Genomic DNA, 26,747 nt, shown 5'->3' with positions numbered 1-26,747 from the left:
ACACACCTATAACGACTCGCCTGATGCCCACGACGTTTCAAGAGATCCCCCGCGAACGCCCGGTCACGCCGTTGCTCGACCGCGCTGACACGCCTGCCGGCCTGCGCCGGCTGGCCGAAGCCGACCTGGAGACGCTGGCCGACGAACTGCGCCAGGAACTGCTCTACACCGTCGGGCAGACCGGTGGGCACTTTGGTGCCGGCCTGGGCGTGATCGAGCTGACCATCGCCCTGCACTACGTGTTCGACACCCCGGACGACCGGCTGGTGTGGGACGTGGGGCACCAGGCCTACCCGCACAAGATCCTCACCGGGCGCCGTAACCGCATGCTCAGCCTGCGCCAGAAGGACGGCATCGCGGCCTTCCCGCGCCGCAGCGAAAGCGAGTACGACACCTTTGGCGTTGGCCACTCCAGCACCTCGATCAGCGCCGCGCTGGGCATGGCCATTGCTGCCCGCCTGCAGAACAGCGCGCGCAAGTCAATCGCGGTGATCGGTGATGGCGCGCTGACCGCCGGCATGGCATTCGAGGCGTTGAACCACGCCCAGGAAGTCAATGCCGACATGCTGGTGATCCTCAACGACAATGACATGTCGATTTCGCGCAACGTCGGCGGCCTGTCCAACTACCTGGCCAAGATCCTCTCCAGCCGCACCTATGCGAGCATGCGCGAAGGCAGCAAGAAAGTGCTGTCGCGACTGCCAGGTGCCTGGGAAATCGCCCGTCGCACCGAGGAGTACGCCAAGGGCATGCTGGTGCCAGGCACGCTGTTCGAAGAGCTGGGCTGGAACTACATCGGCCCGATCGACGGCCACGACCTGCCCACCATGATTGCCACCCTGCGCAACATGCGTGATCTGAAGGGCCCGCAGTTCCTGCATGTGGTCACCAAGAAGGGCAAAGGCTTCGCCCCTGCCGAGATCGACCCGATCGGCTACCACGCCATCACCAAGCTGGAGCCGGCCAACAAGCCCGCCGCGCCGAAGAAAGCCAGCGGCCCGAAATATTCCGCGGTGTTCGGCCAGTGGCTGTGCGACATGGCCGCCGCCGACAACCGCCTGGTGGGCATTACCCCGGCGATGAAGGAAGGCTCGGACCTGGTCGACTTCAGCGAGCGCTACCCTGAGCGCTACTTCGACGTTGCGATCGCAGAGCAGCATGCCGTGACCCTGGCGGCCGGCATGGCCTGCGAGGGCAGCAAGCCGGTGGTGGCGATTTACTCCACCTTCCTGCAGCGTGCCTACGACCAGCTGATCCACGACGTGGCGGTGCAGAACCTCGATGTGCTGTTCGCCATCGACCGTGCCGGCCTGGTCGGCGAGGATGGCCCGACCCACGCCGGCAGTTACGATCTGTCGTACCTGCGCTGTATCCCGGGCATGCTGGTGATGACCCCCAGCGACGAGAACGAGCTGCGCAAGATGCTCAGCACCGGCCACCTGTACAACGGCCCGGCAGCTGTACGGTACCCGCGTGGTACCGGCCCGAATACGCCGATCAGCGGTGACCTGCAACCACTGGAGATCGGCAAGGGTGTGGTCCGCCGCCAGGGCGAGAAAGTGGCCCTGCTGGTGTTCGGTGTACAACTGGCCGAGGCCATGCAAGTGGCCGAACAGATCAACGCGACAGTGGTCGACATGCGCTTCGTCAAGCCGCTGGACGAGGCACTGGTGCTGGAGCTGGCAGGCAGCCATGAGCTGCTGGTAACCATCGAAGAAAACGCCATCATGGGTGGCGCGGGCGCTGCTGTGGGTGAGTTCCTTGCCAGCCAGGCAGTGCTCAAGCCGCTTCTGCACCTGGGGCTGCCGGATATCTATGTCGAGCATGCCAAGCCTGCGCAAATGCTGGCTGAGTGCGGGCTGGATGCGGCCGGGATCGAGGCCTCGGTGAAGGCCCGCATGGCCAGGCTCGGCCTCTAGGGCTCTTTCGCGGGTGCCCCGCTCCTACAGGGACTGCACAGTGCTCAAGATCTGTGGAAGTCCTTTGGGAGCGGGTTGACCCTCGAATGCTTTGGAACTGCCCATGAAGAAGTCTGCCTGCGCCGCAATTCTCTGCGCTCCAACATTCCTTCTGGCCGCTGAACGCGACGACGCCCTCAAGCTCCCCGACGTGCTGATCAGCGCCAGCCGCCAGGTCGAGTCGCGTACCGCCACCAGTGCTGCAAACACGGTTTTCACCCGCTCCGACATCGACCGCCTGCAACCCACCAGTGTCACCGACCTGCTCTCCCGCGTACCGGGCGTGCAAGTGGCCCCCACCGGTGGCCGTGGCAGCCTGCCTGGCATCTTTATCCGTGGCACCAAGGCGGCGCAAAGCCTGGTGCTGGTCGATGGCGTACGCATCGCCAATGCCACTTCGGGCGACAGCGGCCTGCAGTTTCTGGACGTCGACCAGATCGAGCGGGTTGAAGTGCTGCGTGGCTCGCGCTCGGCAATGTACGGTAGCGATGCCATTGGTGGGGTGATCCAGATCTTCACCCGACGTAGTAGTGGCCCCGGCCTGCAGCCACGCCTGCGCATGGCCGCCGGCAGCAACCAGACATTCCAACGCAGCCTGGGGCTTTCTGGCGGCAACGACACGACTCGCTTCAACCTTGGCGCCAGCCTGGATGAAACAGCCGGCATTGACTCGACCGGGCCATCCTTCGCCAGCGATGGTGACCACGACGCCTACCGCAACAAGGCGTTGAACCTTAGCCTGAGCCATACCTTCGGTGAGCGCTTCGAAGCCGGCCTGAACCTGCTCGATAGCCGTGGTCGCAGCGAGTACGACAACCCGTTCGGCGGCTTCGACCCCGTGACCTTCGAGAGCTTCGGTCAACAACCCTACACCGACTTCAGCGTCAGCAGCCTGGGCAGTTACGTTGACGTTCAGTTCACCGAAGCCTGGCATTCACGCCTAGAACTGGCACATAGCGAGAACCGTGACGACAAACGCGACAAACTCAGCGCTGAGCGCTTCGTGTTCAACACCTACCGCGATCAGGCTACCTGGCAGAACGACTTGGCCTTTGGCGAGCAGAACACAGTACTGATCGGTGGCGACTGGTACGAAGACCGCGTACACGGCAGTACCGATTTCACTGAGGACAGCCGCTGGAACCGTGCCGTGTTCGCCCAGCACCGCTATCAGGGCGAGCAGTTCTCCACTGAGCTGGGCGTGCGCCATGACCGCAACCAGCAGTTTGGTGGCCAGACCACCTGGAGCGGCAGCCTGACCGTACCGCTGAACGCGCACAACGATGTGCTGCTTTCCTACAGTGAAGGCTTCCGTGCGCCAACATTCAACGACCTGTATTACCCACAGTTCAGCAACCCGAACCTGGACCCAGAGCACTCCAGAAGCTACGAGCTGCAATGGCGCAGCCAGCTGACTGCAGAGAGCCGGCTGGAGACTTCGCTGTACCGCACCGACCTGCGCGACGCGATCATCTTTGGCCAGGACTCGATACCCCGAAACGTCGCCTCGGCACGAATCAATGGCGTGGAAATGGCGCTGGCGCAGCAATGGGGCGCCTGGCACAGCCAGCTTGGCCTGGCGCTGGTCGACCCACGCGACCGCGACACTGGCCACACCCTCGCACGCCGCGCCCGCCGCACCATGAGCCTGGACCTGGACCGTGAGTTCGGGCGCTTCAGCGTGGGCGCCAGCTGGCAGGCGGTCAGCAGCAGTTATGACGATGAGGCCAACCGCAACCGCATCGGTGGCTATGGTCTGCTGGGATTGCGCGGCAGTTGGGCGGCTAGCGACGACCTGAAACTCGAAGCCAAACTGGATAACCTGCTGGACCGCAGCTACAGCCGCGCCCTTTACAGCTACGAGGGTGCGTATCACCCTTACCGCGAAGAGGGCCGCACTGTACTCTTGAGCATCACCTGGACCCCGGCGCTTTAGCGTCCAGCAACGCACACAAGCGGGCGGTGGCTTCGATCATCTGCCCGCTGGGGCGCTCCAGCCCTTTGTCCGGCACCACCAGCAGGCGACCATCAGCAACCGCTCGAATCTGCGGCCAGGCTTTCCAGCTGGCCAATTGCGCCTCATCGGCTGCCAGGATGACCTGCGGATTACGCAGCAGCACGGACTCCACATTCACCTGTGGCGCCGGCTGGCCAAGGTCGGCGAACACATTGCGCGCCCCGCACACGGCCAGGGCGTCGGTCACCACCTGGCGGCCACCGAGCGTGTACAACGGTCGATCCCAGACTTGATAGAACACCTGCAAGGGTTCATCACGCCGATACTGCTGGCGCAGCTGCTGCAGCCGCTCACGGAGGGCTCGCGCGTACGAATGACCTTGCTCGGCACGCCCGATACGCCCGGCAATGGCCTCGATCTGCTCGATCAGCTGGCTGATGTCGTGGGGTTCGGCGCTGAAGGTGGCGATACCCAGGCGCTTGAGCTGGTCGCGCTGGGCCGGTGGCACACTGCCTGGCCACAGCAGCAACAGGTCGGGGCGCAGGCTGAGCAGGCGCTCCATGTTCAGTTGCCCCTGGCGCCCGACCGAAGGCAAGTGGCGCAGCGCAGCCGGCCGTTCGCCGCCATCGAGCACGCCCACCAGCAGGTCGTCGGCCTGCAGCTCAAGCATGATCTCGCTCATAGAAGGGGCCAGACTGACAACACGCAGCGGTTCTGCAGCCAGCACGGTACAGGCGAACAACGCCAGCAGGCCAGGTAGCAGTCGCATCAGCCTAACTGGCGCGGAATACGATAGAGGTACAGCACTACAACCGTCGACAGTGCGAGCAGAATCTGCGGCACAGCCTCCAGGCCGACCAGCACCGACAGTGCGGCGACCCAAGCCGGAAAGCAGGCATACAGCATGGCCATGCGCCGTACCCGCGCCAGTTCGATCCAGGCAGTGGGTTCTTCGCCCGTGCCAAGCACCTTGGAGGTGGCAATAAGTGCGCGCTTGTAGGCGCCGAAGCGCGGCAGGCTGAGAAACATGGTAGCCGCACCGGCGATGAACAGTGGCATGGCCAGCACCGGGATCAACGCATCGCCTCCCCCAAAGGCCCAAGCCATGACAGGCAGCGGCACCAGGCCCACCGCCAGGTACTGCCACCAAGCCAGGGCCAGCCGCCGCTTGACCTCGGCGCGGGTCACGCCTGGGGCACCTCGCCCTGGTGTTCATTGCCCAGCATGTGGCCCAACTTGCCGGCCTTGGTCGCCAGGTAGTAGCGGTTGTGCGGGTTATGCCCGGTGTGCAGCGGCACACGCTCGGCAACCACGATGTTCATGTCGGTCAGGGCTTTGACCTTGCGCGGATTGTTGGTCATCAGGCGCAGCGACTTCACGCCCAGGTGCTCGAGCATCGGCAGGCATATGGCGTAGTCACGCTGGTCGGCAGCAAAGCCCAGGCGTTCGTTGGCCTCTACGGTGTCGGCGCCGCCATCCTGCAGTTCGTAGGCGCGAATCTTGTTCAGCAAGCCAATGCCACGGCCTTCCTGACGCAGGTACAACAGCACCCCACGGCCTTCGCGGGCGATGGCCTGCAGCGCGGCTTCCAGCTGCGAGCCGCAGTCGCAGCGCTGGCTGAACAGTGCATCGCCGGTCAGGCACTCGGAATGCAGGCGCCCCAATACCGGCTGGCCGTCCGCGATATCACCCAGGCTGAGCACCACATGCTCACGGCCTGTGGCTTCGTCTAGGAAACCATGCATGGTGAAGGTCGCGAAGGGCGTCGGGAGTTTAGAGGCGGCAACAAAGACGACGGGCACGTTGTGCTCCTGGAATAAGTAGGAAATTTCTCGTGGGCCGATTGTATCAGCAGGTTGGGGGATGTGGGCTGGCTGTATACAGTGGGTTAAGATCGAAAAATTCGATACTTATTAAAAGCCACCCCTCAATCAAAAGCCCGCTGCCACAGCGGACCGCGCTATACCTTGATGTATTCAGTCTCAGTGCGGGCGACTATCCGCATTGAATGGATAGGGCTGCTTCCAGTGCTCGAAAATCGGCTTCAGCTCGCCGCTACGTACCAGCTCTTTCATGCGCTTGTCGAACAGGTCGCGCAGGGCCTTGGCTTGGTCGTTACGGGCGAAGGCCAGGTACAACGGCAACTCGGCCACATGAGTACGGCGGAAGCGCTCGGGCTGGGAGGCTTGCCCGAGCACGTAGTCGATCTCGGTCAGTGCATCGATGTAGTAGTCCACCCGGTCATGGTCGAGCATTGGCAAAATGCCCTCGCGACGCTGGATTTCGCGGAACTCGTGCACATTGGGCAAGTAGCTGCCGTAATCGTAACCACGCACCCAGGCCAACCGGTACTTGCCGATGGTCTCCAGGGTAGGCGCAGGTTTGCTGGCCAGCCCCAGGGCATAGATATGGTCCATATCGAAGTGCCAGCGCGGGTACAGATTGTAGTCGTTCTCTTCCTTGTACGAGCCAACCCAGGCGTCAGCCTCGCCGCGCTTGACCAGGCCAACCGCCCGGCTGTAGGGCGCGCTCTGGGTAACCACCTTGACCCCGGCCGGCTCGAACACTTTGCGCAGCACATCCCAGGCTACCCCGGTACCGTCGGCGTTGGTGTAGTCGAGCCACTCCTCGCTAACCAGATGGATCTGTTTCGGCACGCCCTCGGCAGCCATTACCCACGGGGCAACACTCAGCAGCATTGCCAGCAGCACAGTCCTTATGGCCATTCACGCGCCCCCTGTTTCAGGCAACCGCCCACACCAGAACCTGCATGCCCAGCCAGGCAAACACGCCGGCCAGGATATCGTCGAGCATGATGCCGACGCCCCCGTGCACATGGCGGTCGATCCAGCGAATCGGCCACGGCTTTAGGATGTCGAAGAAGCGGAACAGCAGGAACCCTGCCAACAGCCACTGCCAGCCCTCCGGCACCAGCCAGAGGGTGATCCACATGCCGACAATCTCGTCCCAGACAATGCCTTCATGGTCGTGTACGCGCAAGTCATTGGCAACTTTGCCACACAACCAGAAGCCAAACAGCATGCTCACGCCGAGCAACAACCAGTAACCCCAGTCGGGCAGCATCTGCCACAGCGGGATGAACGGTATGGCCACCAGCGAGCCCCAGGTACCCGGCGCCTTGGGCAAGGTGCCAGAACCAAAGCCAAAAGCGATGAAGTGCCACGGGTTGCGCCAGACCGAAGGCGGAACGAACTCCGCAGGCACCTGATTGGGGTGATCGGTCACGGTATCTCCCTGAAGTGTTGATAGCCCCGCTGAACGGGAGTGATGTCCTGGCCCTGCGCGTCGCGCAAGGTCACGCCTTGCCCTTCGAGCACACGGCCGACGGTATGCACTTCGATAAAATCGAAGGCTGCCAAGGGCGCCAGCGCCTCTGGTGGCAAGGTGAAGGCCAGTACGTAGTCGTCGCCACCGGTAAGCGCCGCCTTCACCGCTGCTTCCCGGCCGAGGAAGGCCTCCAGAGCAGGAGACACTGGCACTTGCGCCAGGTTCACCTCCAACGCGACACCGGATGCCTTGGCAATATGCCCACAGTCGGCGAGCAACCCGTCGGAGATGTCCAGCGCCGCCGTGGCCCGGCCACGCAGCAGGGCACCGAGTGTGAGCTGCGGCATCGGTGACCAGTAATGGGCCAGCAGCGGTTCGGCCTGCGCGGCAGGCGCCTCGCGCTCACCCAGCACCAGCGGCAATGCACCGGCGGCCTTGCCCAGCGAACCACCGACACACAACAGGTCACCCGGCCTTGCACCGCTGCGGCGCAAGGCCTGGCCAGCCGGCACGCGGCCGAACACGGTGACGGTGATACTCAGCGGGCCGCGCGTAGTGTCACCACCGATCAGGCTCATGCGGCAACGGTGGGCCATGCGACCAAGGCCGTCGGCATAGGCCGCCAGCCAGTCAGGGCCAACGTCAGGCAGGGTCAGTGCGAGGGTGAAGCCGATTGCAGTCGCGCCCATGGCTGCCAGGTCACTGGCCGCCACAGCCAATGAACGCTGGCCAAGCAGCAACGGATCGCAAACAGCAGGAAAGTGCACCCCGGCGACCAGGGTATCGGTCGACACCGCCAGTTGCTCACCGGGGGGAAGGTCCAGCAGGGCGCAGTCGTCACCGATACCCAGCGCCACGCCCTCGCCGCCCTGCGCACAAGGCGCAGCGGCGAAGTAATGGTTGATCAGCTCGAACTCACCCATGGCCAGGCAGCGCCAGGATCAGCGCTTGTTCGCCTTGACTTCTGCTTCACGCAGCGCCGGAGCGAGCTTGTCCAGTACGCCGTTGACGAACTTGTGGCCGTCAGTGGCACCGAAGACCTTGGCCAGTTCCACACCTTCGTTGATCACGACGCGGTACGGCACGTCGACGCGCTTGATCAGCTCCCAGGTGGACAGGCGCAGCACGGCCAGCTCGACCGGGTCGAGCTCTTCCAGTGCGATGGTCATGCAAGGCACCAGCGCCTTGTCGATTTCGCCCTTGATTGCCGGGACCCCATGCAGGATCTCGCGGAAATAGGCACCGTCGACATCGGTGAAATCGTTATCCACCCGGAACTGCGCTTCGATCTCGTTCAGCGAATGCTGGGCCATGTGCCACTGGTAGAGGGCCTGGGTCGCGAGCTTGCGGGCTTCGCGGCGCTTGGCGCTCTTCGAGGGCTTGCCGGCATCCGCAGGTTTTGGATCGCGCGGGTTGAAACGATCGCTTTCGTCGCTAATCACTTGGCCTCCAACTGCGCCAGCAGGCTGACCATTTCCAGTGCGGACAGGGCAGCTTCAGCACCTTTGTTGCCGGCTTTGGTGCCAGAACGCTCGATGGCTTGCTCGATGGAGTCGACGGTCAGTACGCCGAAGGCCACCGGAACACCGAACTCCATGGACACCTGGGCCAGGCCCTTGGTGCATTCGCCCGCCACGTATTCGAAATGCGGGGTACCGCCACGGATCACGGCGCCCAGGGCGATGATCGCGTCGTAGGCGCCTTGCTGGGCGACCTTCTGTGCCACCAGCGGGATCTCGAATGCACCCGGGGCACGGATGATGGTGATGTCGCTTTCGTTGACACCATGGCGTACCAGGGCGTCAACGGCACCGCTTACCAGGCTTTCGACAACGAAGCTGTTGAAGCGGCCAACCACCAAAGCATAGCGACCTTTGGGGGCGATGAAGGTACCTTCGATGGTCTTCAGGGTCATTCCGATATTCTCATCTTCAAGAGCGAGGCCGCATACAAGCGGCCTCGACAGGGGTCTGGACTCGAGCAGAGGGCGTCAATGCCGCCTCAAGTCACTCGGAGGGCACGTATTCTACAACTTCCAGATCGAATCCGGATATCGCGTTGAACTTCATAGGCGAACTCATCAGGCGCATCTTGCGCACGCCGAGGTCGCGCAGGATCTGCGAACCGGCCCCCACAGTGCTGTAGGTGGTCGGTGCCTTGGTCGGCGCATCGCCCGCACTTTCGCGGATGTGCGCCAGCAGCACGTCGCCGTCCAGCGGATGGCCCAGCAGCAAGACCACACCGCTGCCGGCCTCGGCCACGGCGGCCATGGCCGCGCGCAGGCTCCAGCGGCCTGGCTGCTTGACCAGCAGCAGGTCACGCAGTGGGTCCATATTGTGTACCCGTACCAAGGTCGGCTCTTCGGCGCAGATCTTGCCCAGGGTCAAGGCCATGTGCACGTCGCCTTCGACCGCGTCACGGTAGGTGACCAGGTTGAACTCACCCAGCTCGCTCTCCACCGATTGCTCGGAGACACGCTGCACGGTGCGCTCGTGGATCATGCGGTAGTGGATCAGGTCGGCGATGGTGCCGATCTTCAGGCCGTGCTCGGCGGCGAACACTTCCAGTTCGGCGCGGCGCGACATGGTGCCGTCGTCGTTCATCACTTCGCAGATCACGCCGCTTGGCTCGAAACCGGCCATGCGCGCCAGGTCACAGGCGGCTTCGGTGTGGCCGGCACGCGCCAGCGTACCGCCTGGCTGGGCCATCAGCGGGAAGATGTGACCTGGGCTGACGATGTCTTCGGCCTTGGCGTCCTTGGCAGCAGCAGCCTGCACAGTGCGTGCGCGGTCGGCGGCGGAAATACCGGTGGTGACGCCTTCGGCGGCTTCGATCGACACGGTGAACTTGGTGCCGAAGCCCGAGCCGTTGCGCGGTGCCATCAGCGGCAGCTTCAGCGTTTCGCAACGCTCGCGGGTCATCGGCATGCAGATCAGGCCACGGGCGTGCTTGGCCATGAAGTTGATGTGCTCGGGCAGGCAGCATTCGGCTGCCATGATGATGTCGCCTTCGTTCTCGCGGTCTTCGTCATCCATCAGGATGACCATTTTGCCCTGGCGGATGTCTTCGACCAGTTCTTCGATGCTGTTGAGCGCCACGCGGCACCCCCTTCTCAATCAGGATTTCAAGAAGCCATTGGCGGCCAGGAAGCTTTCGGTAATGCCACTGCCCTTGCTCGGTTCGGCGGCCTTGTCACCCAGTAGCAAGCGCTCCAGGTAACGGGCCAGCAGGTCGACCTCAAGGTTTACCCGACGCCCTGCACGGTAATCGGCCATGATGGTTTCGGACAGAGTGTGCGGGACAATGGTCAGCTCGAACTCGGCGCCATTGACCTCGTTGACCGTCAGGCTGGTGCCGTCGACGGTGATCGAACCCTTGTGGGCGATGTACTTGGCCAGTTCCTTTGGTGCACGCACACGGAACTGGATGGCGCGAGCGTTATCGCTGCGCGAAATGATTTCGCCGACCCCGTCGACGTGGCCGCTGACCAGGTGCCCGCCCAGGCGGGTGGTGGGCGTCAGGGCTTTCTCCAGGTTGACCTTGCTGCCGCTCTTGAGGTCGATGAAGGCGGTACGCTTGAGGGTTTCGACGCTGACATCGGCCCAGAAGCCGTCGCCCGGCAGCTCTACGGCCGTGAGGCAAACACCGTTGACGGCGATGCTGTCGCCGAGCTTGACGTCCCCCAGATCGAGCTTGCCGGTCTCTACGTAGACGCGCACGTCACCACCCTTGGGGGTCAGACTGCGGATGGTGCCGATGGATTCGATGATGCCGGTGAACATGGGGTCTTCCTCAAAAACGGTTTGCGCGGGGCAAGCCCGGCATTATACGCCGGGCGCCGGCAGGGGGATGGCCGTGACCCGCCAGTCATCGCCCACTGCGCGCATTTCGGTAATTTTCAGCCGCGGGGCCTCGCTCATCTTTTCCAGTGGCCAGTCCAGCAATGGGCGGGCCTGGGAGCCGAGGAAAGTGCCGGCGACGAACAGCTGGAACTCATCGACCAGGCCCAGCCGGGCAAAGGCACCCACCAGGCCGGCACCAGCTTCCAGCAGGATTTCGTTTACGCCGCGGGCGGCCAGGGCCTGCATCAGCGCCGCAAGGTCGACCTGGCCATTGTCGCCCGGCAAGCTGAGCAATTCGTGGCCGGCAGCGGCATAGCGCGGGTCATCTGCGACAGCAGTCACCACAAGAGCCGAGCCGGCCTGGAAGAACGGCGCAGCGAGTGGCAGGCGCAGGCGGCCATCGATCAACACTCGCAAGGGTGTGCGGCTGAGTGCCAGGGCGGTGGTTTCGGCATCCAGGCCCAGCTCGGCGCCACGCACGGTCATGCGTGCGTTGTCTGCCAGTACACTGGCGGCGCTGGTCAGCACCACGCTGGAACGGGCGCGCAGGCGCTGTACCGCCGAGCGGGCGGCCGGGCCGGTGATCCACTGGCTTTCACCACTGGCCATGGCGGTGCGGCCATCCAGGCTCATGGCCAGCTTGGCGCGAACGAACGGCAGGCCGTGCTCCATGCGCTTGAGGAAGCCTGGGTTGAGGGCGCGAGCCTCGGCTTCGAGCACCCCGCTGGCCACTTCGATTCCGGCTTCGGCCAGGCGCCGCAGGCCCTGTCCCGCCACTTGCGGATTAGGGTCCTGCATGGCGGCTACTACACGCGCCACACCGGCCTTGACCAGCGCTTCGGCACACGGCGGCGTACGGCCATGGTGGCTGCATGGCTCCAGGGTGACGTAGGCACAAGCCCCGCGGGCAAGCTCACCGGCCTGACGCAGGGCATGCACTTCGGCATGCGGCTCGCCGGCGCGTACGTGCCAGCCTTCGCCAACCACCTCGCCATCACGTACGATCACGCAGCCTACCCGCGGGTTCGGGTGGGTGGTGTACAGGCCTTTGCGCGCCAGCTCCAGCGCGCGGGCCATGTAGTGGGCGTCAAGGATGGCGGCTTGGCTGGGCATGTTCACTCTTTAGCTGGCTCACGGGCCAGGCGGTCGATTTCTTCGCGGAACTCGTCGAGGTCCTGGAAGCGCCGGTACACCGAGGCGAAGCGGATATAGGCCACTTCATCGAGTTTGCGCAGCTCGGCCATGACCATTTCACCGACCACCAGCGATTTGACTTCGCGCTCGCCAGTGGCACGCAGCCGACTCTTGATATGCGCCAACGCAGCCTCCAGGCGCTCGACGCTGACCGGACGCTTTTCCAGCGCCCGTTGCATACCGGCGCGCAGCTTTTCTTCGTCGAAGGGCTGGCGTGTGCCGTCCTGCTTGATCAGCCGGGGCAGCACCAGCTCGGCGGTTTCGAAGGTGGTGAAACGCTCGCCGCAGGCCACGCATTCACGGCGGCGGCGCACCTGCTCGCCCTCGGCGACGAGGCGAGAGTCGATGACCTTGGTGTCGTTGGCACCGCAAAAGGGACAGTGCATGGTGGCAGGCAACAAAAAAAGGGAGGGCCATGGTAGCGCATTGCACTGGCAAGACAAGCCAAAGGGGTTAACATCCATGGGAAATATGCCCGTGAAGGACTCCCCCATGCACTACCGAGCGCTCGTCGTGCTGTGCTGCGCCGCTCTGCTCGCTGCCTGCGGCAGCGACAGGCCAAAGACCGACAACCCGGCGCCCACGCCAGCCCGCTCGGCCAAGGCCGAGGTACTGGGCCCGCTACCGGCCTACCAGCGCGAGCTGAGCGGCACCTTGCTGGAAGTCCCGGCGGGTGCCGACGTGGAACTGGCCTTGCTGGTCATCGACGAACGCGACCGCCCGCAGCGCCTGCTGGCCAGCAGTAACCTGACCGGTACTGGCCAGGCACTGCCCTACCACCTGCGTTTCAACCCCGAAGCCTTCCCGCCTGGCGCCCGGGTCGAACTGCGTGGCCGCGCCAGCAACTCCGGCCAGCTGATCATGCACCTGCCCCCGGTGCGCATTACCCAGGCACAGACCCAGGCCACCGGCCCGTTGCGTTTCGAGAAGGCGCCTTAAGTGGCGCCGCTGGCCCTGCAACAGGCCCTCAGCGGCCTGATCGGCGAAGCGCGCCTGATCGTCAGCGAACTGCCCGATTGCGACCTGAAGCTATGGCTGATCGACGACCAGAACATGGATCGCGCCTTCAGCAGCGAAGAAACCCGGCGCATTCTCGAAGAGCCGCCCTATTGGAGCTTCTGCTGGGCCAGTGGGCTGGCAATGGCCCGCTACCTGGCCGAACGCCCGGAGTGGGTGGCGGGCAAGCGCGTGCTGGACTTTGGCGCCGGCTCTGGTATCGCCGGCATTGCTGCTGCACGCGCCGGTGCACTGGAAGTGATGGCCTGCGACCTCGACCCGCTGGCCCTCGATGCCTGCCGTGCGAATGCGGCACTGAACGGGGTGACACTAAGCTACAGCAGCGATTTCTTTGCCGAGGAAGACCGCTTCGACCTGATCTTGGTTGCCGATGTGCTGTACGACCGCGCCAACCTGCCGCTGCTGGATGCCTTCCTGAGCCGCGGTCGCCAGGCCCTGGTGGCCGACTCGCGAGTACGTGACTTTCGCCACCCGTTGTACCAGCAATTGGGCGTGCTCGAAGCACTGACCCTGCCGGACCTGGCCGAGCCACACGAATTCCGCCGGGTCAGCCTGTACCACGCCAGCCGCGACACCTTATAGTGTTGCCATACACGAGTTTGCGAGAGTCGCGATGACCCAAGACACGCCTTACATTTTCGACGCCACCGATACCAACTTCCAGCAACTGGTGATCGAGAACTCCTTCCACAAACCGGTGCTGGTGGACTTCTGGGCCGAGTGGTGCGCCCCCTGCAAGGCACTGATGCCATTGCTGGCAAAGATTGCCGAGGGTTACCAGGGCGAGCTGCTGCTGGCCAAGATCAACTGCGACGTGGAGCAACAGGTGGTTGCCCAGTTCGGCATCCGTAGCCTGCCGACAGTGGTTCTGTTCAAGGACGGCCAGCCGGTAGACGGCTTTGCCGGGGCACAACCGGAATCGGCGATCCGCGCCATGCTCGAGCCGCATGTACAAATGCCAGCCGCGCCCACCGCCTCGCCACTGGAGCAGGCGAAAGCGCTGTATGCCGAAAGCCGTTTTGCCGAAACCGAAGCGCTGTTGCACACGCTGCTGGGTGAGGACAACAGCAATGCCGAAGCGCTGATTCTGTATGCCCGCTGCCTGGCCGAGCGTGGCGAGTTGGGCGAAGCGCAAGTGGTACTGGATGCGGTCAAGACTGACGAACACAAAGCTGCACTGGCCGGTGCCAAGGCCCAGCTGACCTTCCTGCGCCAAGCCGCCAGCCTGCCGGAAGTGGCTGACCTTAAAAGCCGTCTGGCACAGAACCCGCAAGACGACGAGGCGGCTTATCAGCTGAGCATTCAGCAACTGGCGCGCCAGCAGTATGAGGCGGCGCTGGAAGGGCTGCTGAAGCTGTTCCAGCGTAACCGTGGCTACGAGAACGGGCTGCCGCAGAAGGCGCTGTTGCAGGTGTTCGAATTGCTGGGTGGCGATCACCCGCTGGTTGGTGTTTATCGTCGCAAGCTGTCGGCGGCGATGTTCTGAGTGACCTTGAAGCCTGCGCTGTACCTGTGGGAGCGGGCATGCCCGCGAAGAAGCCAACGCGGTGGATGGCACCGGCTCCGCCGGTGTTCGCGGGTAAACCCGCTCCTACAGGCGACCGCGCAGGCTTTGCTCCAACAGCGAAAACAGCGCTCACCCTAACCAGTGATAAACCGGCGCATCCACGCCACTCTCCACCTTGACCTCACTGCTGTGCCGCAAACGCACCAGCAGCCGTTTGCCCGCCGCCGTACTCCCGGCCAATCCTTCGAGCCGGTCCAGCAATTCCGGCCCGCTCATCTGTCCTGCCAGACGCAACACATCACGCGCCGCAGCCCACTGAGCGTCATTTTGGCGCGGCCCGGCCACCGCAGCTGTCGCAGCCGCCTGGGCTGCCACCGGCACCTCGGTCTGCCGCCCCAGTTGCCCCCACTCCTCAGGCGTCAGCTCGATGGTCAGGTCCACCGGCCAGTCACCAATCTGTCCACGAATTCTCACGATGCTTTCCTTGAGGTCACGTCAATGTCCCCATGCTACCGCAACATGAAACTTGGCCACACAGACTGGCAGCACGCAGAAAAGTTGTTATAACATAACCGAATCTTTCAGCCCGCTCTGGAGTCGTCCATGCGTCGCCTGCTGCTCGCCCTGCCCTTCGCCTTGCTGCCACTGGCCGTTGCCCATGCCCACGATGACCATGATCATGACCACGCCCACGGCTCGCTCGGCGCCCACGAGCATGGCGTGGCCAAGCTCAACGCGGTACTCGATGGCAATACCCTGGAACTGGAGCTGGACAGCCCGGCAATGAACCTGGTCGGCTTCGAGCATGCCGCCAGCAGCGATGCCGACAAGGCCAAAGTCGCCGCCGTGCGTCAGCAACTTGAACAACCACTGAAGCTGTTCGGTCTTTCTGGCGCCGCAAACTGCAAAGAAGACCAGCAGGCACTGGAAAGCCCTCTCTTCGGTGACGCCTCCAAAGCCGATGACGAGAGTGACGAACACGAACACGGCCATCAGCACAGCGACATCGGCGCCCACTATCAGCTGACGTGCGCCAACCCCGACAAACTGACCCAACTGGACCTGGCGCCGCTGTTCAAGGCCTTCCCCGCCACCCAGAAAATCAACGTGCAACTGATCGGCCCCAATGGCCAGAAAGGCGTGGAAACCACGCCGGCCAAGGCAGCGGTCGCCTTCTGAATGAACCAGCCGTTGATCGATCTGCATGACCTGGTGTTCGCCTGGCCAGGCCACCCGCCGCTGCTGGATATTCCGGCATTGCGCCTGGACGCTGGTGAAGCACTGTTTCTCAAAGGCCCTAGCGGCAGTGGCAAGACGACCTTGCTGGGCCTGCTGGGCGGGGTGAACGTGCCGGCCCAGGGCCGCATCCAGTTGCTCGGCCAGGATCTCGGCAGCCTGAGCCAGGGCGCCCGCGACCGCTTTCGGGTCGATCACACAGGGTACATCTTCCAGCAGTTCAACCTGCTGCCGTTCCTCTCGGTACGTGAAAACGTCGAGCTGCCCTGCCGCTTCTCGCGCAGCCGCAAGGCACGCGCCGAGCAGCGCCATGGCAGTGTTGACCAGGCGGCCAGCACGCTGCTGACCCACCTGGGCCTGGGCGACCCTGCCATGCTTGCCCGCCGCGCCGACAGCCTGTCGATCGGCCAGCAGCAGCGGGTCGCAGCCGCCCGCGCACTGATCGGCCAGCCTGAGCTGGTGATTGCCGACGAACCGACCTCGGCTCTGGATGCAGACACCCGCGAAGCGTTCATCCGCCTGCTGTTCGATGAGTGCCGCGCCGCCGGCGCCAGCCTGCTGTTCGTCAGCCACGACCAGAGCCTGGCAGCGCTGTTCGACCGCCACCTGTCGCTTGCTGAACTGAACCGTGCCGCCAAGCCCCGGGAGGCCTGATGTACCTGCTCCGCCTTGCCTTGGCCAGCCTGGCCAACCGCCGCTTCACCGCGTTTCTGACCGCCTTCGCCATTGCCCTGTCGGTGTGCCTGCTGCTGGCTGTAGAGCGTGTCCGTACCGAAGCCCGTGCCAGCTTCGCCAGCACCATCAGCGGCACCGACCTGATCGTCGGTGCACGCTCTGGCTCGGTGAACCTGCTGCTGTATTCGGTGTTCCGCATTGGCAACGCGACCAATAACATCCGCTGGGACAGCTTTCAGCACTATGCGCAGGACCCACGGGTGAAGTGGGCAATCCCGATCTCGCTGGGCGATTCGCACCGTGGCTACAGAGTGATGGGTACCACCACAGATTACTTCAGCCATTATCAGTACGGCCGCCGCCAGCATCTGGAACTGAGCCAGGGGCGTGAGTTTGCCAACGACCCCTTCGAGGTGGTGCTCGGCGCAGAAGTGGCCGAGGCATTGCACTACAAGCTGGGTGACAGGCTGGTGCTGGCCCACGGTGTGGCCGCAATCAGTCTGGTCAAGCACGACGACAAGCCGTTTACCGTGGTCGGCATACTCAAGCGCACCGGCACACCTGTCGACCGCACCTTGCATATCAGCCTGGGCGGCATGGAGGCGATCCATATCGACTGGCACAACGGCGTACCCGCCCGTGGCGCCGGGCGCATCAGCGCCGAGCAGGCCCGTACGATGGACCTGCAACCTGCTGCCATCACTGCATTCATGCTTGGCCTGAACAGCAAGATCGCAACCTTCAGTCTGCAGCGGGAAATCAACGAATACCGCAGCGAGCCATTGCTGGCGATCCTGCCTGGGGTAGCCCTGCAGGAGCTGTGGAGCCTGATGGGCACTGCAGAGCAGGCATTGTTCGTGGTGTCACTGTTCGTGGTGCTGACCGGTTTGATCGGCATGCTCACGGCGATTCTCACCAGCCTCAACGAACGCCGCCGGGAAATGGCGATCTTGCGCTCGGTCGGGGCCCGGCCTTGGCATATTGCAGGGTTGCTGGTAATGGAAGCACTGTCACTGGCGTCGGTCGGGATCGTGGCCGGGCTTGGCTTGCTATATGCGGGTATCGCCCTGGCACAGGGGTATGTGCAGGCCAACTATGGTTTGTATTTGCCACTGGCTCTGCCGAGTGCTCATGAATGGACCTTGCTGGCTATCATCCTGGGGGCGGCGTTGCTGATGGGCAGCGTGCCGGCGTGGCGGGCCTACCGGCAGTCGCTGGCCGACGGCCTGTCCATCCACCTCTGAGTGCGCGTAATGATCAAACACCTCACCGCCTGCTTCGCGGGCTCGCCCGCTCCCACAGCAAGCCCCGCAGGCTTCGGACCTTGGGCAGTACCTGTGGGGGCGGGCACGCCCGCGAAGAGGCCGGCAATGCAAATGCTGCTGGCCCTGCTGTTGCTGGTAGCGATGCCTCTATGGGCCGCCGAACCCAAGGAGCTGGACTGGCCAGCACTGATCCCTGAAGGTGCACCGGTCATCCCGCCGCAACTCACCCCGCTGCACGATATGTCACAGCTCAGCAACGCCCTGTCTGCCGAATCCGCCCCACCCGCGCGCCAGCAGGCGCCCGATGCGCCAGTGGTAAAAAGCCTCGACGGCCAACAGGTCAAGCTGCCCGGCTACATCGTGCCACTGGAGGTCAGCGAAGAAGGCCGCACCACCGAATTCCTTCTGGTCCCTTACTACGGTGCGTGCATCCACGTGCCGCCGCCACCGCCGAACCAGATCGTGCATATCTTCAGCGAGATGGGCGTGCGCGTCGAAGACCTCTACCAGCCCTACTGGATCGAGGGAAAGATGCAGGTTAGAGCTTCCAGCAGCGAGCTGGCCGACGCCGGTTACCAGATGGAAGCCGAGAAAATCTACGCTTATGAGCTGAGATGAGAACTGTTTCGAATTCGTGAAGACGCTTCGTTGAGCTGGGTCAAACTTTCCGCTCAACCAGCTCCGTACCATTGGACTACTCGATTAATAACGTCCTTTGGGAGCTTCCATGAACAAGTCCTTGCTGGGTGCCTCGCTTGTGGCCCTTGCGCTCGCCGCCCCTGCCGCCCACGCCTATCAGGCGGGGGACATGATCCTGCGCGCAGGCGCCATCACCACCGCCCCGAACGAGAGCAGCGGCGACCTCAAGTTCGACGGTAACAAGGTGTCGGGCACCAAGGCGACCCTGGACAGCGATACCCAGTTGGGCCTGACCTTTGCCTACATGCTCACCGACCACATCGGCCTGGAGCTGCTGGCAGCTACCCCGTTCAAGCACACCGTCGCCGTAAAAGGTCTGGGCGGCGGGCTGGACGGCAAGCTGGCGGACATCAAGCAACTGCCGCCGACGCTGTCGCTGCAGTACTACCCAATGGAGCCGAATTCGCGCTTCCAGCCGTACGCTGGCGTCGGTATCAACTACACCCTGTTCTTTGACGAAGACTTGAGCAGCGCACGCAAGCAACAAGGCTTCAGCAACCTCAAGCTGCAGGATTCGGTAGGTATCGCCGGCCAACTGGGCATGGACTACATGCTGACCGACAACCTGCTGGTAAACGCCTCGGTCTGGTACGTCGACATCGATACCAAGGCCAGCGTCAACGGCCCGACCGCCCTTGGCTACAGCAAGACCAAGGTCGACGTTGACGTCGACCCGTGGGTATATATGGTCGGCCTTGGCTACAAGTTCTGACCTGAACATTGCAGGGCGGCCTCGGCCGCCCTCGCGCGTTGCAGCCATAGCCAGTAGCACAGTGCGACCGCACTGATGCCCATGCCAAGCCCACACACGGCAACCCAGCCCCAGTGTGCAAACACCCAGCTCGCCAACACCGCCCCCAAACCGCTGCCCAGCGAATAGCAACACATGTAGGCGCCGATCAAACGGCTAGCCATCGCACCACGCCCGGCCAGCAACAGGCTCTGGTTGGTGACATGTACTGCCTGCACGGCAAAGTCCAGCATCAGCACACCCAGCACGAAGGCCAGCAGTGAATGCTCGACGAATGCTGTTGGCAGCCACGACAGCGTCAGCAGGGCCAACGACACCCCGGTCGAACGCTCACCCCGCCCATGGTCGGCCAGACGACCGGCATGCGAAGCCGCCAGCGTACCCGCCACACCTGCCAGGCCAAACAGGCCGATCTCGGTATGGCTCAGCGCCCACGGCGCAGCGCTTAGCGGCATGACCATGGCACTCCACAGCACGCTGAATGCGGCGAAGATCAACACACCGAACACGCCGCACTGGCGCAGCAACCTGTCGTGCCGATACAAGCTGAACTGGGCCACGATCAGCGCCCGGTAACCTGGCCGGCTTCCCATCGGCTGCCCGCCGGGCAGACTGCGCCACAGCACCAGCGCCAGCAACATCAACAGCCCTGCGGCGACCAGGTACACACTTCGCCAACCGGCCAGGTCGGCAAGCCCGCCCGAAGCCAGCCGTGCCAGCAGGATACCCAGCACCACACCACTGGTGACAGTGCCTACCGCCTGCCCTTGCTGGCCAGGTGAGGCCAGGCTCGCGGCATGAGCCACCATCACCTGCACCATGACGGCCATCAACCCGGTGATAGCCAGCGCCAGCAGCAATATTGCCCAGTTCGGCGCCGTGCCAACGCCGACCAGCGCAAGCGCCGAGAACAGTAACTGGCCAAGCAACAGACGTTTACGGTCGACCAAGTCTCCGAGCGGCACAATCAGTAGCAGCCCCAGGGCGTAGCCCGCCTGGGTCGCGCCGACTACCCAGCCAATCTGCTGCTGCGCCACCCCCAACTCAGCAGCCATCGACTCAAGCAGCGGTTGAGCGAAGTACACCGTCGCCACAGCCATCGCACTGGTGGTGGCAAGCAACAGGGTTATCCAGCGTGTCAGCGAAGGTGTCATCGGGCAAGCCTCTGTAATCTGGTTTCAATTTGAAACCACCCGCTGGCTATTTAACAAATGTGGTTTTAATCTGCAACCAGATAATCAAGACAGGCGTGCCCCATGCTCGATGAAAACAATGCGCAGTGCCCCGTGGCCCGGGCTCTGGAGGTGCTGGGTGACCGTTGGGCGCTGATGATCCTGCGCGATGCCTTTGACGGCCTACGGCGTTTCAGTGAATTTCAGAAGAACCTGGGGCTGGCGAAGAACATCCTCACCTCGCGGCTAAAGCTGTTGGTGGAAAGTGGGTTGCTGATGACACAGCCGGCGTCGGATGGCAGTGCCTACAAAGAGTACGTGCTGACCGACAAAGGGCAGTCGGTCTTTCCAGTGGTGGTTGGTTTGAGGCAGTGGGGGGAGCGGTTTCTGTTCGAGGCGGGTGAAACGCGTTCGGAGCTGGTGGACGGCGTGACGGGGCAAGCGCTTCAAATATTGCAGGTCCGCAGCCAGGATGGGCGGGCCTTACATCCCGAAGATTGCCAGCGCAGAAGGGTGCGGCATGGGTGATTTCAGGGCCGCGGCGCAGGCCCGAGGGGTTCAGCCTTTACCGAGAAGCTTTGCCAGGCCTTCAACCATCGGCGTCACCTGCGCAAACTCGAACCGCGCCAACAACCGCTGGTTATCCGCTCGCGAATGGCGGATATCACCCGATCGCGCCGCCGCATAGCTGATCGCTGGCAAGCTCCCCACAACCTTCTCCAGCGCAGCCAGCAACTGGTTCAGTGAGGTCGCCTGGTTCAGCCCGATGTTCACCGCCCCCTCCTCGACCTGCGGCTGCTCCAGTGCCTGCACCATCACCTGCACCAGGTCGCCCACGTAAAGGAAGTCCCGGGTCTGCTCGCCGTCACCGAACACTGTAATCGGCAAGCCCTGCACAGCACGCTCGCAGAAGATGCTGATCACTCCGGAATACGGCGAGGAAGGGTCCTGCCGTGGCCCGAAGATATTGAAGAAGCGAAACACCACCGGCTCCAGGCCATGCTGGCGGCGGTAGAAGTCCAGATACTGCTCACTGGCCAGCTTGTCCACGGCATAAGGGGTCAACGGCGCCTTGGGCGTGTCTTCGGAAATCGACTCCCCTTCACCATTGTTGCCGTACACCGCTGCGCTGGAGGCGAACAGCACCCGGCGCAGGCCATGCACGCGCATGGCTTCGCAAACGTTGAGGGTACCGATGAAGTTACTCTGGTGGGTACGCACCGGGTCTTCGACCGAGGCCTGAACCGACGCTACCGCTGCCAGATGCACCACAGCACGGCAGCCAGCCGCAGCCTGAGTGACCAGCCCGGCATCGGCAACATCACCTTCGATCAGTTCCAGCCGTGGGTGGTCGACCTGCAGGTTGCTTCGCCGGCCGGTGGAGAAGTCGTCGAGAATGCGTACGGCGTAGCCTTTGCCCAACAACGCATCGCACAGGTGGGAGCCAATGAAGCCGGCACCGCCGGTGATCAGGATGGGGGCGTCAGCCATGGCGGTAGAACCGGTCCAGTAGAGGTGGCAGGCCAGCGCGCCAGGCACGCGGCTTGATACCGAAGGTATGAAGGATTTTCTTGCAGGCCAGTACCGCGTGCTGTGGTTCTTCGCTGGCATCCGGGCGCGCGGCATGGGCCTGCGGCGTGGGGGCCTGTACGGCCAGCTGGCGGTATTGACCGGCTTCAGCGAGGATCGCCTGGCCCAGCGCCAGCGGCGTGGTCGCCTCATTGCCAGCGTAATGGTAGGTGCCCCACAGCGGCGCATTGCAATCGAGTTGCTTGAGCACCGACAGGATCACTCGGGCGGCATCATCGACCGGCGTCGGATTGCCACGTCGATCATCGGCCAGCAGCAGCTCCTGTGGCTGCTCGGCACGGGTCAGGAAGCGTCCCAACGCGCCATCGATACTCTCGTCCAGCAACCAGCCAAAGCGCAGCAGCACATGCTGCGGGCACGCCGCGCGCACGCTCTGCTCGATGCGCCAAAGGGCCTGGCCACGCAAGCCCAGCGGCACTGGCTCGTCCTTTTCGCTATAGGCCGTTGCTCGCGCACCATCGAACACACGGTAGCTGGATGGCTGCACCAAGGTGATCTGATGGTGCTGGCACAGCTCTGCCAACCGCTCCACCGCCCGCTCCTGTTGGGCCAGGCGCTGCTCGCTGACCGACTCGGCCTGGAACCAGTCGAAGTAATAGGCCAGGTTGACCAGCGCGTCGGGGCGATGGTCATCGAGCAGCTGAGTGAGGCTTGAGGGCGCCCAGCCGTTCTCGGGCGGGCGCGGTGCCAGGAATGCGATGTCCTCCTCGGCCCCAAGACGAATCAGCGCTTGCCCGAGGGCATTGCCACCACCCAACAGCATTAGGCGCATACGCATAGAGTCAGCAGATCCGGAGAGGTTGATGAAGTAAAGGGGTTATTTTGCGGTTTCCTGCCCGGGAAGTCCAACACCGGCCCCGTTGGATGCCGCAGGCGGGAGCGATTCCACAGTTTCACCGTTCAATACCGCCACAGGCAGAAATCTCCTACGACATACGAGGAATGGGCTGACTTCCACGTATCGGCATAACTGCATTGAATAGTCGACTCCCCACTTGCCGGCCAGGGAGTTTCACATAAAAACGACAAGGAACGTTCAATGCCTCATTCCGAAGCTGCCTACCTGGATTTCTACCCAGAGCAAAGCCAGGCCATAGCCTTTGCAAGCCAAACCCTTGCTGGTTTGGGTGGACCGGAGGCTAAAGGAGTAGCACTTCAGGCTCGTATATTCGCCGATCAACTCGAAAAAGCCTTGAGTGAAGAACAGCGTGCGCTCCTCCGGCGCTTCAGTGAAGGCCATCTATCTGCCTTGATGTACAGGCAGATGCACTGTGCCAACGAGCCAGTACCGGAATACCTACCCGACATTACCGCCCTGGCGCAAAGCCCTCGCTGCCAATACCTTGCCTCGCGCAATCAACTGCTGCTGGAACTCGTACGCCACCGCAGTTTCGCCTTCGATATCGACAACGATGGCAAACAGGTCCGCCTGGTCGGCAACTTCAAGGGCGGTGGCCGCGTCCCGCGACCCGACGAAGATCCCTGCCTGGAGGTTGAAACCAGCTCGCATGCGGGCTTGCGCTTGGGGCCACACACTGAAGCACCTTACAACTGCTCAACAAACGCCAGCAACGCTCACTCCCCTGCTCCCTCAGCACTGATTCTCACTGCGCGCTGGAACCCCGCCAATGAACCTACGAATGTCTTCCCACTCCGGGAAATCATCGAACGCTTGAGTAACCTGGACACACTTGCGCTGACTTCAAAGTCTTTCGACTTCACACGCAGTGACTGCTTCGCTCAGGGACAGGGCAATGCTGGCAAAGCAGTTTCAATGCTGCAGTTCGAGCCCAATGGTGGTTTCTCTGTTCGATACAACAGCTATCGCTTCAGTCTGAATGAACGTGCCTGCAACGCTGCGGCGCGCGCGTTCAACGCCTTTCAAAAAGCACTGAGCACTGCACAACCGCTGACGTTTGCCCTGCAACCTGACAGCGCTTTGTTGATCAACAACAGCCGAGCCTTGCACGGCCGCGACAAGGTCCAGGACAACCGGCGCCTGCTTATCCGTCAATTCGGATACTCCCCCTTCGCCGTACCGTTGGTGCTCGCTGAAGACCCGCTGCTGGTCCGTGGTTGAGCACAGGAAAATACCCCATGATCGAAATCGACTTGACGTTTGTTCTGCTACTCGCACTGGTCGCACTGATGGCCGGCTTTTTTGATGCTATCGCCGGCGGCGGTGGCCTTATCACGCTCCCGGTGCTGTTTATTGCCGGTGTAGAACCCTTGGCAGCTATTGCCACTAACAAGTTCCAGGCAGCTTCGGCTACGGTTTCGGCTACGTGCGCCTTCGCCCGCAAAGGCATGATCGACTGGAGACGTGGCAGTCCCATGGCTGTCATGTCGTTCATCGGTGGGGCGTTGGGAGCCTTGTCGATAACTTACGTCCCTAAAAGCGTTTTACAGGCGTGCGTCCCACCACTGCTGATCCTGATCGCCGCCTACTTTGCCTTCAGTCCAAAGCCGAATGAACAAGCGCGCAAGGCAAAGGTATCGACTAGCCTATTCTGCGTGACGGCTGCACCAATCATTGGCTTTTATGACGGCATCTTCGGCCCTGGAGTCGGCTCGTTCTTCATGCTGGCTTGCGTGGTCCTCTTGGGCCAGCACCTCATTCAAGCCGTATGCACCAGCAAGCTTTTGAACGCAGCCTGTAACCTGGGCGCATTGTCAGTCTTCTCTCTCAGCGGGGCGATCATCTGGCCGCTGGCGCTGGCAATGGCGCTCGCCGCCTTTCTGGGCGCGCAATTGGGGGCACGCTGCGCAGTACGCTTCGGCTCACGCCTCATAAAACCGCTGCTGGTCAGCGTCTGCTGCATCATGGCACTCAAACTGCTGCTCGATACGGGCAACCCGCTCGGCGAATGGCTCAACCAGTTCTTCTAGAGAGCACCATGCACATTCAAAAGGCTTCCCCGCAGCGCGTGAAGTGGCAGTTTGATGAGCCCGCCCCAGGCAAAGAGCTGTTCATCAATGAAGTGTTTGGAAACTACCAGCAACAGGCGCGATTGCTGGTACCTGATATCGAGCGCGCAGCTCCAGCATTTGTTTTGGGGGGCGCGCGTTCCGACTTTACCCGGCTCAACCCCCTGCTTTATCGCCTGCAAGCCGCAGGCATTGGTTCACTCACTGGCAATCTGTCAGGCCATAGCCTCGCCAGCGAGCCAGGCGCATTGTCACCGTCACTGGCTACGAACCTTGATGAAGCACAGCGTTTCCACGCGCATATCGCGCCTCGATGCCGAACGCTCATAGGCCACAGCCTTGGCGCGGCAATTACGCTCAAGCTTGCAGCACAGTTGCCACAAGTGGACAACATCGTATTGATCTGCCCAGCAGTTTATCCAGACCACGCCTACCAGGCGCCGTTCGGCCCAGCATTCACTGCTGCCATCAACAAGCCTTTCGGTTTTCTGGAGAGCGATAGCTACACCTTCCTCAACCAGTTTCGTGGAAGAGTATTGATGGTGATCGGCGAGTACGACGGGCTCAACTCCCAGAGATTCGGCAAAGGCCCTGGCACCAGCGCTGGCAACCTGTGGATTGCCGGCACTGAACGCTATAGCCCGATTCCTGAAGAAGTTACCCTCGCCTTGATGCGAGCAGTTTCAGCATCGCGCTTGCAATGCCTGTTTCTTACCGACTGCGACCATGGCATCGCGGCACATTTGCGCAGGGCTCCCGCGATAGCGGACCAGGTTGCGGACGCAGTAGCAGCGTTCATCCTCGACAATGCTTAAGGCGTTGAGCATTACTCGATCTCGAACAGACCATCGCGCAACGGCGCCACACTCAACCGCTTACGCACATCGTCGTCTATGCGTGGATCATCCGGCCGGTACAGTTTCACCTGCCGATACGCATTGATGCGATTGATCTCCTCGCCCAGGTATTCCCATACCACCCGGGTACAGGCAGGGTTGCGCCGGTCGCCGCTGGATACGCCGGCCTTCAGGCCATTCAACCGGGTGATGCGGCTTTTGAAGCTGGGGATGAGGATGGTCTGGCTCATCTCGTTGAACGTCAGCGACTCGTAGTCGATCAGGAACATCCGGTCCTGCAACTGGAACGCCGCCCCCAGGTAGCGACAGCGTACCTCGGCATGCTGATCGGTAGCACTGGAGCGTTCCTGCCGTTCCTGGCGCTCGAACAGAAAACGGCCGCGCTCTTCCCACAGGTGCACCAGCGACACGAGGATCGTGCCCGGTACCGACATGCAGTTGGAATACTCGAAGTAGTAACCGCAATAGCGCGACAGATTGCCCGCATGTTCGTGCAACGGGCGAAACAACTCGCTGATCGGGTCACTGGGCTGCTCGGCCAGGGTCGATACCCGCGCACCGATCAGACGGGCGAACTGCTCGGCGGGCAGGTTCAGTTCGTAATCCTCGACACCGAAGAAGTCGCCAATGCGCTTCAGGTTGAAAGCCGTCGGACGGCTTTGCCCGCTCAGGTACTTGTTGAACTGCGCGCGGTTGATCGAGAGCTGGCGGCAAACTTCTGAAATAGAGCGGTAGTGGCTGCAGGCGAGTTTGAGGTTGGTAGCGAAGTGATCGCTCATATGCGGAATCCAGGTGACGCGAATGACGCCAT

Annotated in this window: 31 protein-coding genes; 14 read left to right on the top strand and 17 right to left on the bottom strand. The window is 62.7% G+C overall.

Features of this window, described 5'->3' with window-relative positions; translation table 11 throughout:
* The first annotated feature begins 23 nt into the window (after positions 1-23).
* Entirely contained in the window at positions 24-1,919 is a 1,896-nt protein-coding gene (gene dxs / locus AC3B5Q_RS02480; RefSeq protein WP_021783937.1) for a 1-deoxy-D-xylulose-5-phosphate synthase, read from the top strand.
* 103 nt (positions 1,920-2,022) lie between these two features.
* Positions 2,023-3,894, top strand: a complete 1,872-nt coding sequence (locus tag AC3B5Q_RS02475) for a TonB-dependent receptor domain-containing protein (protein WP_488392809.1) — start codon at positions 2,023-2,025, stop codon at positions 3,892-3,894.
* Here AC3B5Q_RS02475 and AC3B5Q_RS02470 read toward each other — a convergent pair.
* From AC3B5Q_RS02470 to nrdR, 12 genes are all read right to left on the bottom strand, one after another.
* Entirely contained in the window at positions 3,872-4,684 is an 813-nt protein-coding gene (locus AC3B5Q_RS02470; protein WP_021783935.1) for a cobalamin-binding protein, read from the bottom strand. The two genes, AC3B5Q_RS02475 and AC3B5Q_RS02470, sit on opposite strands and share 23 nt — an antisense overlap.
* Complete coding sequence (locus tag AC3B5Q_RS02465; RefSeq protein ID WP_021783934.1) at positions 4,684-5,103, bottom strand: hypothetical protein; 420 nt, start codon at positions 5,101-5,103, stop codon at positions 4,684-4,686. The genes AC3B5Q_RS02470 and AC3B5Q_RS02465 overlap by 1 nt, the downstream gene beginning before the upstream one ends.
* Positions 5,100-5,717: a GTP cyclohydrolase II gene (gene ribA / locus AC3B5Q_RS02460; RefSeq protein ID WP_003255389.1), complete on the bottom strand. Its 618-nt coding sequence runs from the start codon at positions 5,715-5,717 to the stop codon at positions 5,100-5,102. Before ribA ends, AC3B5Q_RS02465 begins: the two co-directional genes overlap by 4 nt.
* A gap of 180 nt (positions 5,718-5,897) precedes the next feature.
* Positions 5,898-6,641 (bottom strand): substrate-binding periplasmic protein, encoded by a 744-nt coding sequence (locus AC3B5Q_RS02455; protein ID WP_028697791.1) that lies wholly within the window; start codon positions 6,639-6,641, stop codon positions 5,898-5,900.
* A 16-nt stretch (positions 6,642-6,657) separates the two neighbouring features.
* Positions 6,658-7,161 (bottom strand): phosphatidylglycerophosphatase A family protein, encoded by a 504-nt coding sequence (locus AC3B5Q_RS02450; RefSeq protein WP_028697792.1) that lies wholly within the window; start codon positions 7,159-7,161, stop codon positions 6,658-6,660.
* Positions 7,158-8,126: a thiamine-phosphate kinase gene (gene thiL / locus AC3B5Q_RS02445; protein ID WP_028697793.1), complete on the bottom strand. Its 969-nt coding sequence runs from the start codon at positions 8,124-8,126 to the stop codon at positions 7,158-7,160. Before thiL ends, AC3B5Q_RS02450 begins: the two co-directional genes overlap by 4 nt.
* A gap of 18 nt (positions 8,127-8,144) precedes the next feature.
* Positions 8,145-8,645, bottom strand: a complete 501-nt coding sequence (gene nusB / locus AC3B5Q_RS02440) for a transcription antitermination factor NusB (RefSeq protein WP_003255393.1) — start codon at positions 8,643-8,645, stop codon at positions 8,145-8,147.
* Positions 8,642-9,118: a 6,7-dimethyl-8-ribityllumazine synthase gene (gene ribH / locus AC3B5Q_RS02435; RefSeq protein ID WP_028697794.1), complete on the bottom strand. Its 477-nt coding sequence runs from the start codon at positions 9,116-9,118 to the stop codon at positions 8,642-8,644. Before ribH ends, nusB begins: the two co-directional genes overlap by 4 nt.
* 91 nt (positions 9,119-9,209) lie before the next feature.
* Positions 9,210-10,301: a bifunctional 3,4-dihydroxy-2-butanone-4-phosphate synthase/GTP cyclohydrolase II gene (gene ribBA, locus AC3B5Q_RS02430; RefSeq protein WP_021783930.1), complete on the bottom strand. Its 1,092-nt coding sequence runs from the start codon at positions 10,299-10,301 to the stop codon at positions 9,210-9,212.
* A gap of 18 nt (positions 10,302-10,319) precedes the next feature.
* The gene (locus AC3B5Q_RS02425; RefSeq protein WP_003255399.1) at positions 10,320-10,985 is read right to left on the bottom strand and encodes a riboflavin synthase; all 666 of its coding nucleotides are present in this window, start codon (positions 10,983-10,985) and stop codon (positions 10,320-10,322) included.
* Between the two features lie 42 nt (positions 10,986-11,027).
* A complete protein-coding gene (gene ribD, locus AC3B5Q_RS02420) occupies positions 11,028-12,158 on the bottom strand; it encodes a bifunctional diaminohydroxyphosphoribosylaminopyrimidine deaminase/5-amino-6-(5-phosphoribosylamino)uracil reductase RibD (protein ID WP_103463370.1) in 1,131 nt (376 codons plus the stop codon).
* A 2-nt stretch (positions 12,159-12,160) separates the two neighbouring features.
* Positions 12,161-12,625: a transcriptional regulator NrdR gene (gene nrdR / locus AC3B5Q_RS02415; RefSeq protein WP_003255402.1), complete on the bottom strand. Its 465-nt coding sequence runs from the start codon at positions 12,623-12,625 to the stop codon at positions 12,161-12,163.
* A 106-nt stretch (positions 12,626-12,731) separates the two neighbouring features.
* On the opposite strand from nrdR, the gene AC3B5Q_RS02410 reads away from it, so the two are divergent.
* From AC3B5Q_RS02410 to trxA, 3 genes are read left to right on the top strand one after another with little or no spacing between them, the layout of a single operon-like run.
* Positions 12,732-13,178: a YbaY family lipoprotein gene (locus AC3B5Q_RS02410; RefSeq protein WP_021783928.1), complete on the top strand. Its 447-nt coding sequence runs from the start codon at positions 12,732-12,734 to the stop codon at positions 13,176-13,178.
* The gene (locus AC3B5Q_RS02405) at positions 13,179-13,838 is read left to right on the top strand and encodes a class I SAM-dependent methyltransferase (protein ID WP_021783927.1); all 660 of its coding nucleotides are present in this window, start codon (positions 13,179-13,181) and stop codon (positions 13,836-13,838) included.
* 31 nt (positions 13,839-13,869) lie between these two features.
* Positions 13,870-14,742 carry a thioredoxin gene (gene trxA, locus AC3B5Q_RS02400; protein WP_103463371.1) on the top strand — a complete coding sequence of 291 codons (873 nt, stop codon included), beginning with the start codon at positions 13,870-13,872 and terminating at the stop codon, positions 14,740-14,742.
* A 150-nt stretch (positions 14,743-14,892) separates the two neighbouring features.
* Here the strand turns inward: trxA and AC3B5Q_RS02395 are convergent, their stop codons facing one another.
* Positions 14,893-15,237 (bottom strand): hypothetical protein, encoded by a 345-nt coding sequence (locus AC3B5Q_RS02395; RefSeq protein ID WP_021783925.1) that lies wholly within the window; start codon positions 15,235-15,237, stop codon positions 14,893-14,895.
* A gap of 129 nt (positions 15,238-15,366) precedes the next feature.
* Here AC3B5Q_RS02395 and AC3B5Q_RS02390 point away from each other — a divergent pair, with 129 nt between their 5' ends.
* The 5 genes from AC3B5Q_RS02390 (at position 15,367) to AC3B5Q_RS02370 (ending at position 19,350) form a co-directional block, all read left to right on the top strand.
* Positions 15,367-15,942, top strand: coding sequence for a DUF2796 domain-containing protein (locus AC3B5Q_RS02390; RefSeq protein WP_103463372.1), 576 nt, complete (start codon positions 15,367-15,369; stop codon positions 15,940-15,942).
* Positions 15,943-16,653 carry an ABC transporter ATP-binding protein gene (locus AC3B5Q_RS02385; RefSeq protein ID WP_103470215.1) on the top strand — a complete coding sequence of 237 codons (711 nt, stop codon included), beginning with the start codon at positions 15,943-15,945 and terminating at the stop codon, positions 16,651-16,653. It abuts the gene before it with no gap.
* The gene (locus tag AC3B5Q_RS02380; RefSeq protein WP_021783922.1) at positions 16,653-17,918 is read left to right on the top strand and encodes an ABC transporter permease; all 1,266 of its coding nucleotides are present in this window, start codon (positions 16,653-16,655) and stop codon (positions 17,916-17,918) included. The genes AC3B5Q_RS02385 and AC3B5Q_RS02380 overlap by 1 nt, the downstream gene beginning before the upstream one ends.
* A 126-nt stretch (positions 17,919-18,044) precedes the next feature.
* Positions 18,045-18,557 (top strand): DUF3299 domain-containing protein, encoded by a 513-nt coding sequence (locus tag AC3B5Q_RS02375; RefSeq protein WP_028697796.1) that lies wholly within the window; start codon positions 18,045-18,047, stop codon positions 18,555-18,557.
* 109 nt (positions 18,558-18,666) lie between these two features.
* The gene (locus tag AC3B5Q_RS02370) at positions 18,667-19,350 is read left to right on the top strand and encodes an OmpW/AlkL family protein (RefSeq protein ID WP_021783920.1); all 684 of its coding nucleotides are present in this window, start codon (positions 18,667-18,669) and stop codon (positions 19,348-19,350) included.
* Here AC3B5Q_RS02370 and AC3B5Q_RS02365 read toward each other — a convergent pair.
* Entirely contained in the window at positions 19,338-20,543 is a 1,206-nt protein-coding gene (locus tag AC3B5Q_RS02365) for an MFS transporter (protein ID WP_392525710.1), read from the bottom strand. The two genes, AC3B5Q_RS02370 and AC3B5Q_RS02365, sit on opposite strands and share 13 nt — an antisense overlap.
* Before the next feature lie 102 nt (positions 20,544-20,645).
* Here AC3B5Q_RS02365 and AC3B5Q_RS02360 point away from each other — a divergent pair, with 102 nt between their 5' ends.
* A complete protein-coding gene (locus tag AC3B5Q_RS02360; protein ID WP_103443409.1) occupies positions 20,646-21,089 on the top strand; it encodes a winged helix-turn-helix transcriptional regulator in 444 nt (147 codons plus the stop codon).
* Positions 21,090-21,119: 30 nt separating this feature from the next.
* Here AC3B5Q_RS02360 and AC3B5Q_RS02355 read toward each other — a convergent pair whose 3' ends face one another.
* Both AC3B5Q_RS02355 and AC3B5Q_RS02350 read right to left on the bottom strand, forming a co-directional pair.
* Complete coding sequence (locus AC3B5Q_RS02355) at positions 21,120-22,052, bottom strand: NAD-dependent epimerase/dehydratase family protein (RefSeq protein ID WP_021783917.1); 933 nt, start codon at positions 22,050-22,052, stop codon at positions 21,120-21,122.
* Positions 22,045-22,929: a sugar nucleotide-binding protein gene (locus AC3B5Q_RS02350; RefSeq protein WP_021783916.1), complete on the bottom strand. Its 885-nt coding sequence runs from the start codon at positions 22,927-22,929 to the stop codon at positions 22,045-22,047. The genes AC3B5Q_RS02355 and AC3B5Q_RS02350 overlap by 8 nt, the downstream gene beginning before the upstream one ends.
* A 261-nt stretch (positions 22,930-23,190) precedes the next feature.
* On the opposite strand from AC3B5Q_RS02350, the gene AC3B5Q_RS02345 reads away from it, so the two are divergent.
* The 3 genes from AC3B5Q_RS02345 to AC3B5Q_RS02335 are packed head-to-tail and all read left to right on the top strand — an operon-like array spanning position 23,191 to position 25,894.
* Positions 23,191-24,231 carry a hypothetical protein gene (locus tag AC3B5Q_RS02345; RefSeq protein WP_488392808.1) on the top strand — a complete coding sequence of 347 codons (1,041 nt, stop codon included), beginning with the start codon at positions 23,191-23,193 and terminating at the stop codon, positions 24,229-24,231.
* A gap of 17 nt (positions 24,232-24,248) precedes the next feature.
* Positions 24,249-25,040, top strand: coding sequence for a TSUP family transporter (locus tag AC3B5Q_RS02340; RefSeq protein ID WP_021783912.1), 792 nt, complete (start codon positions 24,249-24,251; stop codon positions 25,038-25,040).
* Positions 25,041-25,048: 8 nt separating this feature from the next.
* Complete coding sequence (locus AC3B5Q_RS02335; RefSeq protein ID WP_488392807.1) at positions 25,049-25,894, top strand: alpha/beta hydrolase; 846 nt, start codon at positions 25,049-25,051, stop codon at positions 25,892-25,894.
* An 11-nt stretch (positions 25,895-25,905) separates the two neighbouring features.
* On the opposite strand, the gene AC3B5Q_RS02330 is transcribed toward AC3B5Q_RS02335, so the two are convergent.
* Positions 25,906-26,715 carry a helix-turn-helix domain-containing protein gene (locus AC3B5Q_RS02330; RefSeq protein ID WP_021783910.1) on the bottom strand — a complete coding sequence of 270 codons (810 nt, stop codon included), beginning with the start codon at positions 26,713-26,715 and terminating at the stop codon, positions 25,906-25,908.
* Between the last annotated feature and the right edge of the window lie 32 nt (positions 26,716-26,747).

The sequence above is a fragment of the Pseudomonas sp. D5(2026) genome (assembly GCF_057766845.1).
Note: the sequence above shows the minus strand (reverse complement) of the source record. Positions and strands in the feature narration are given on the sequence as shown.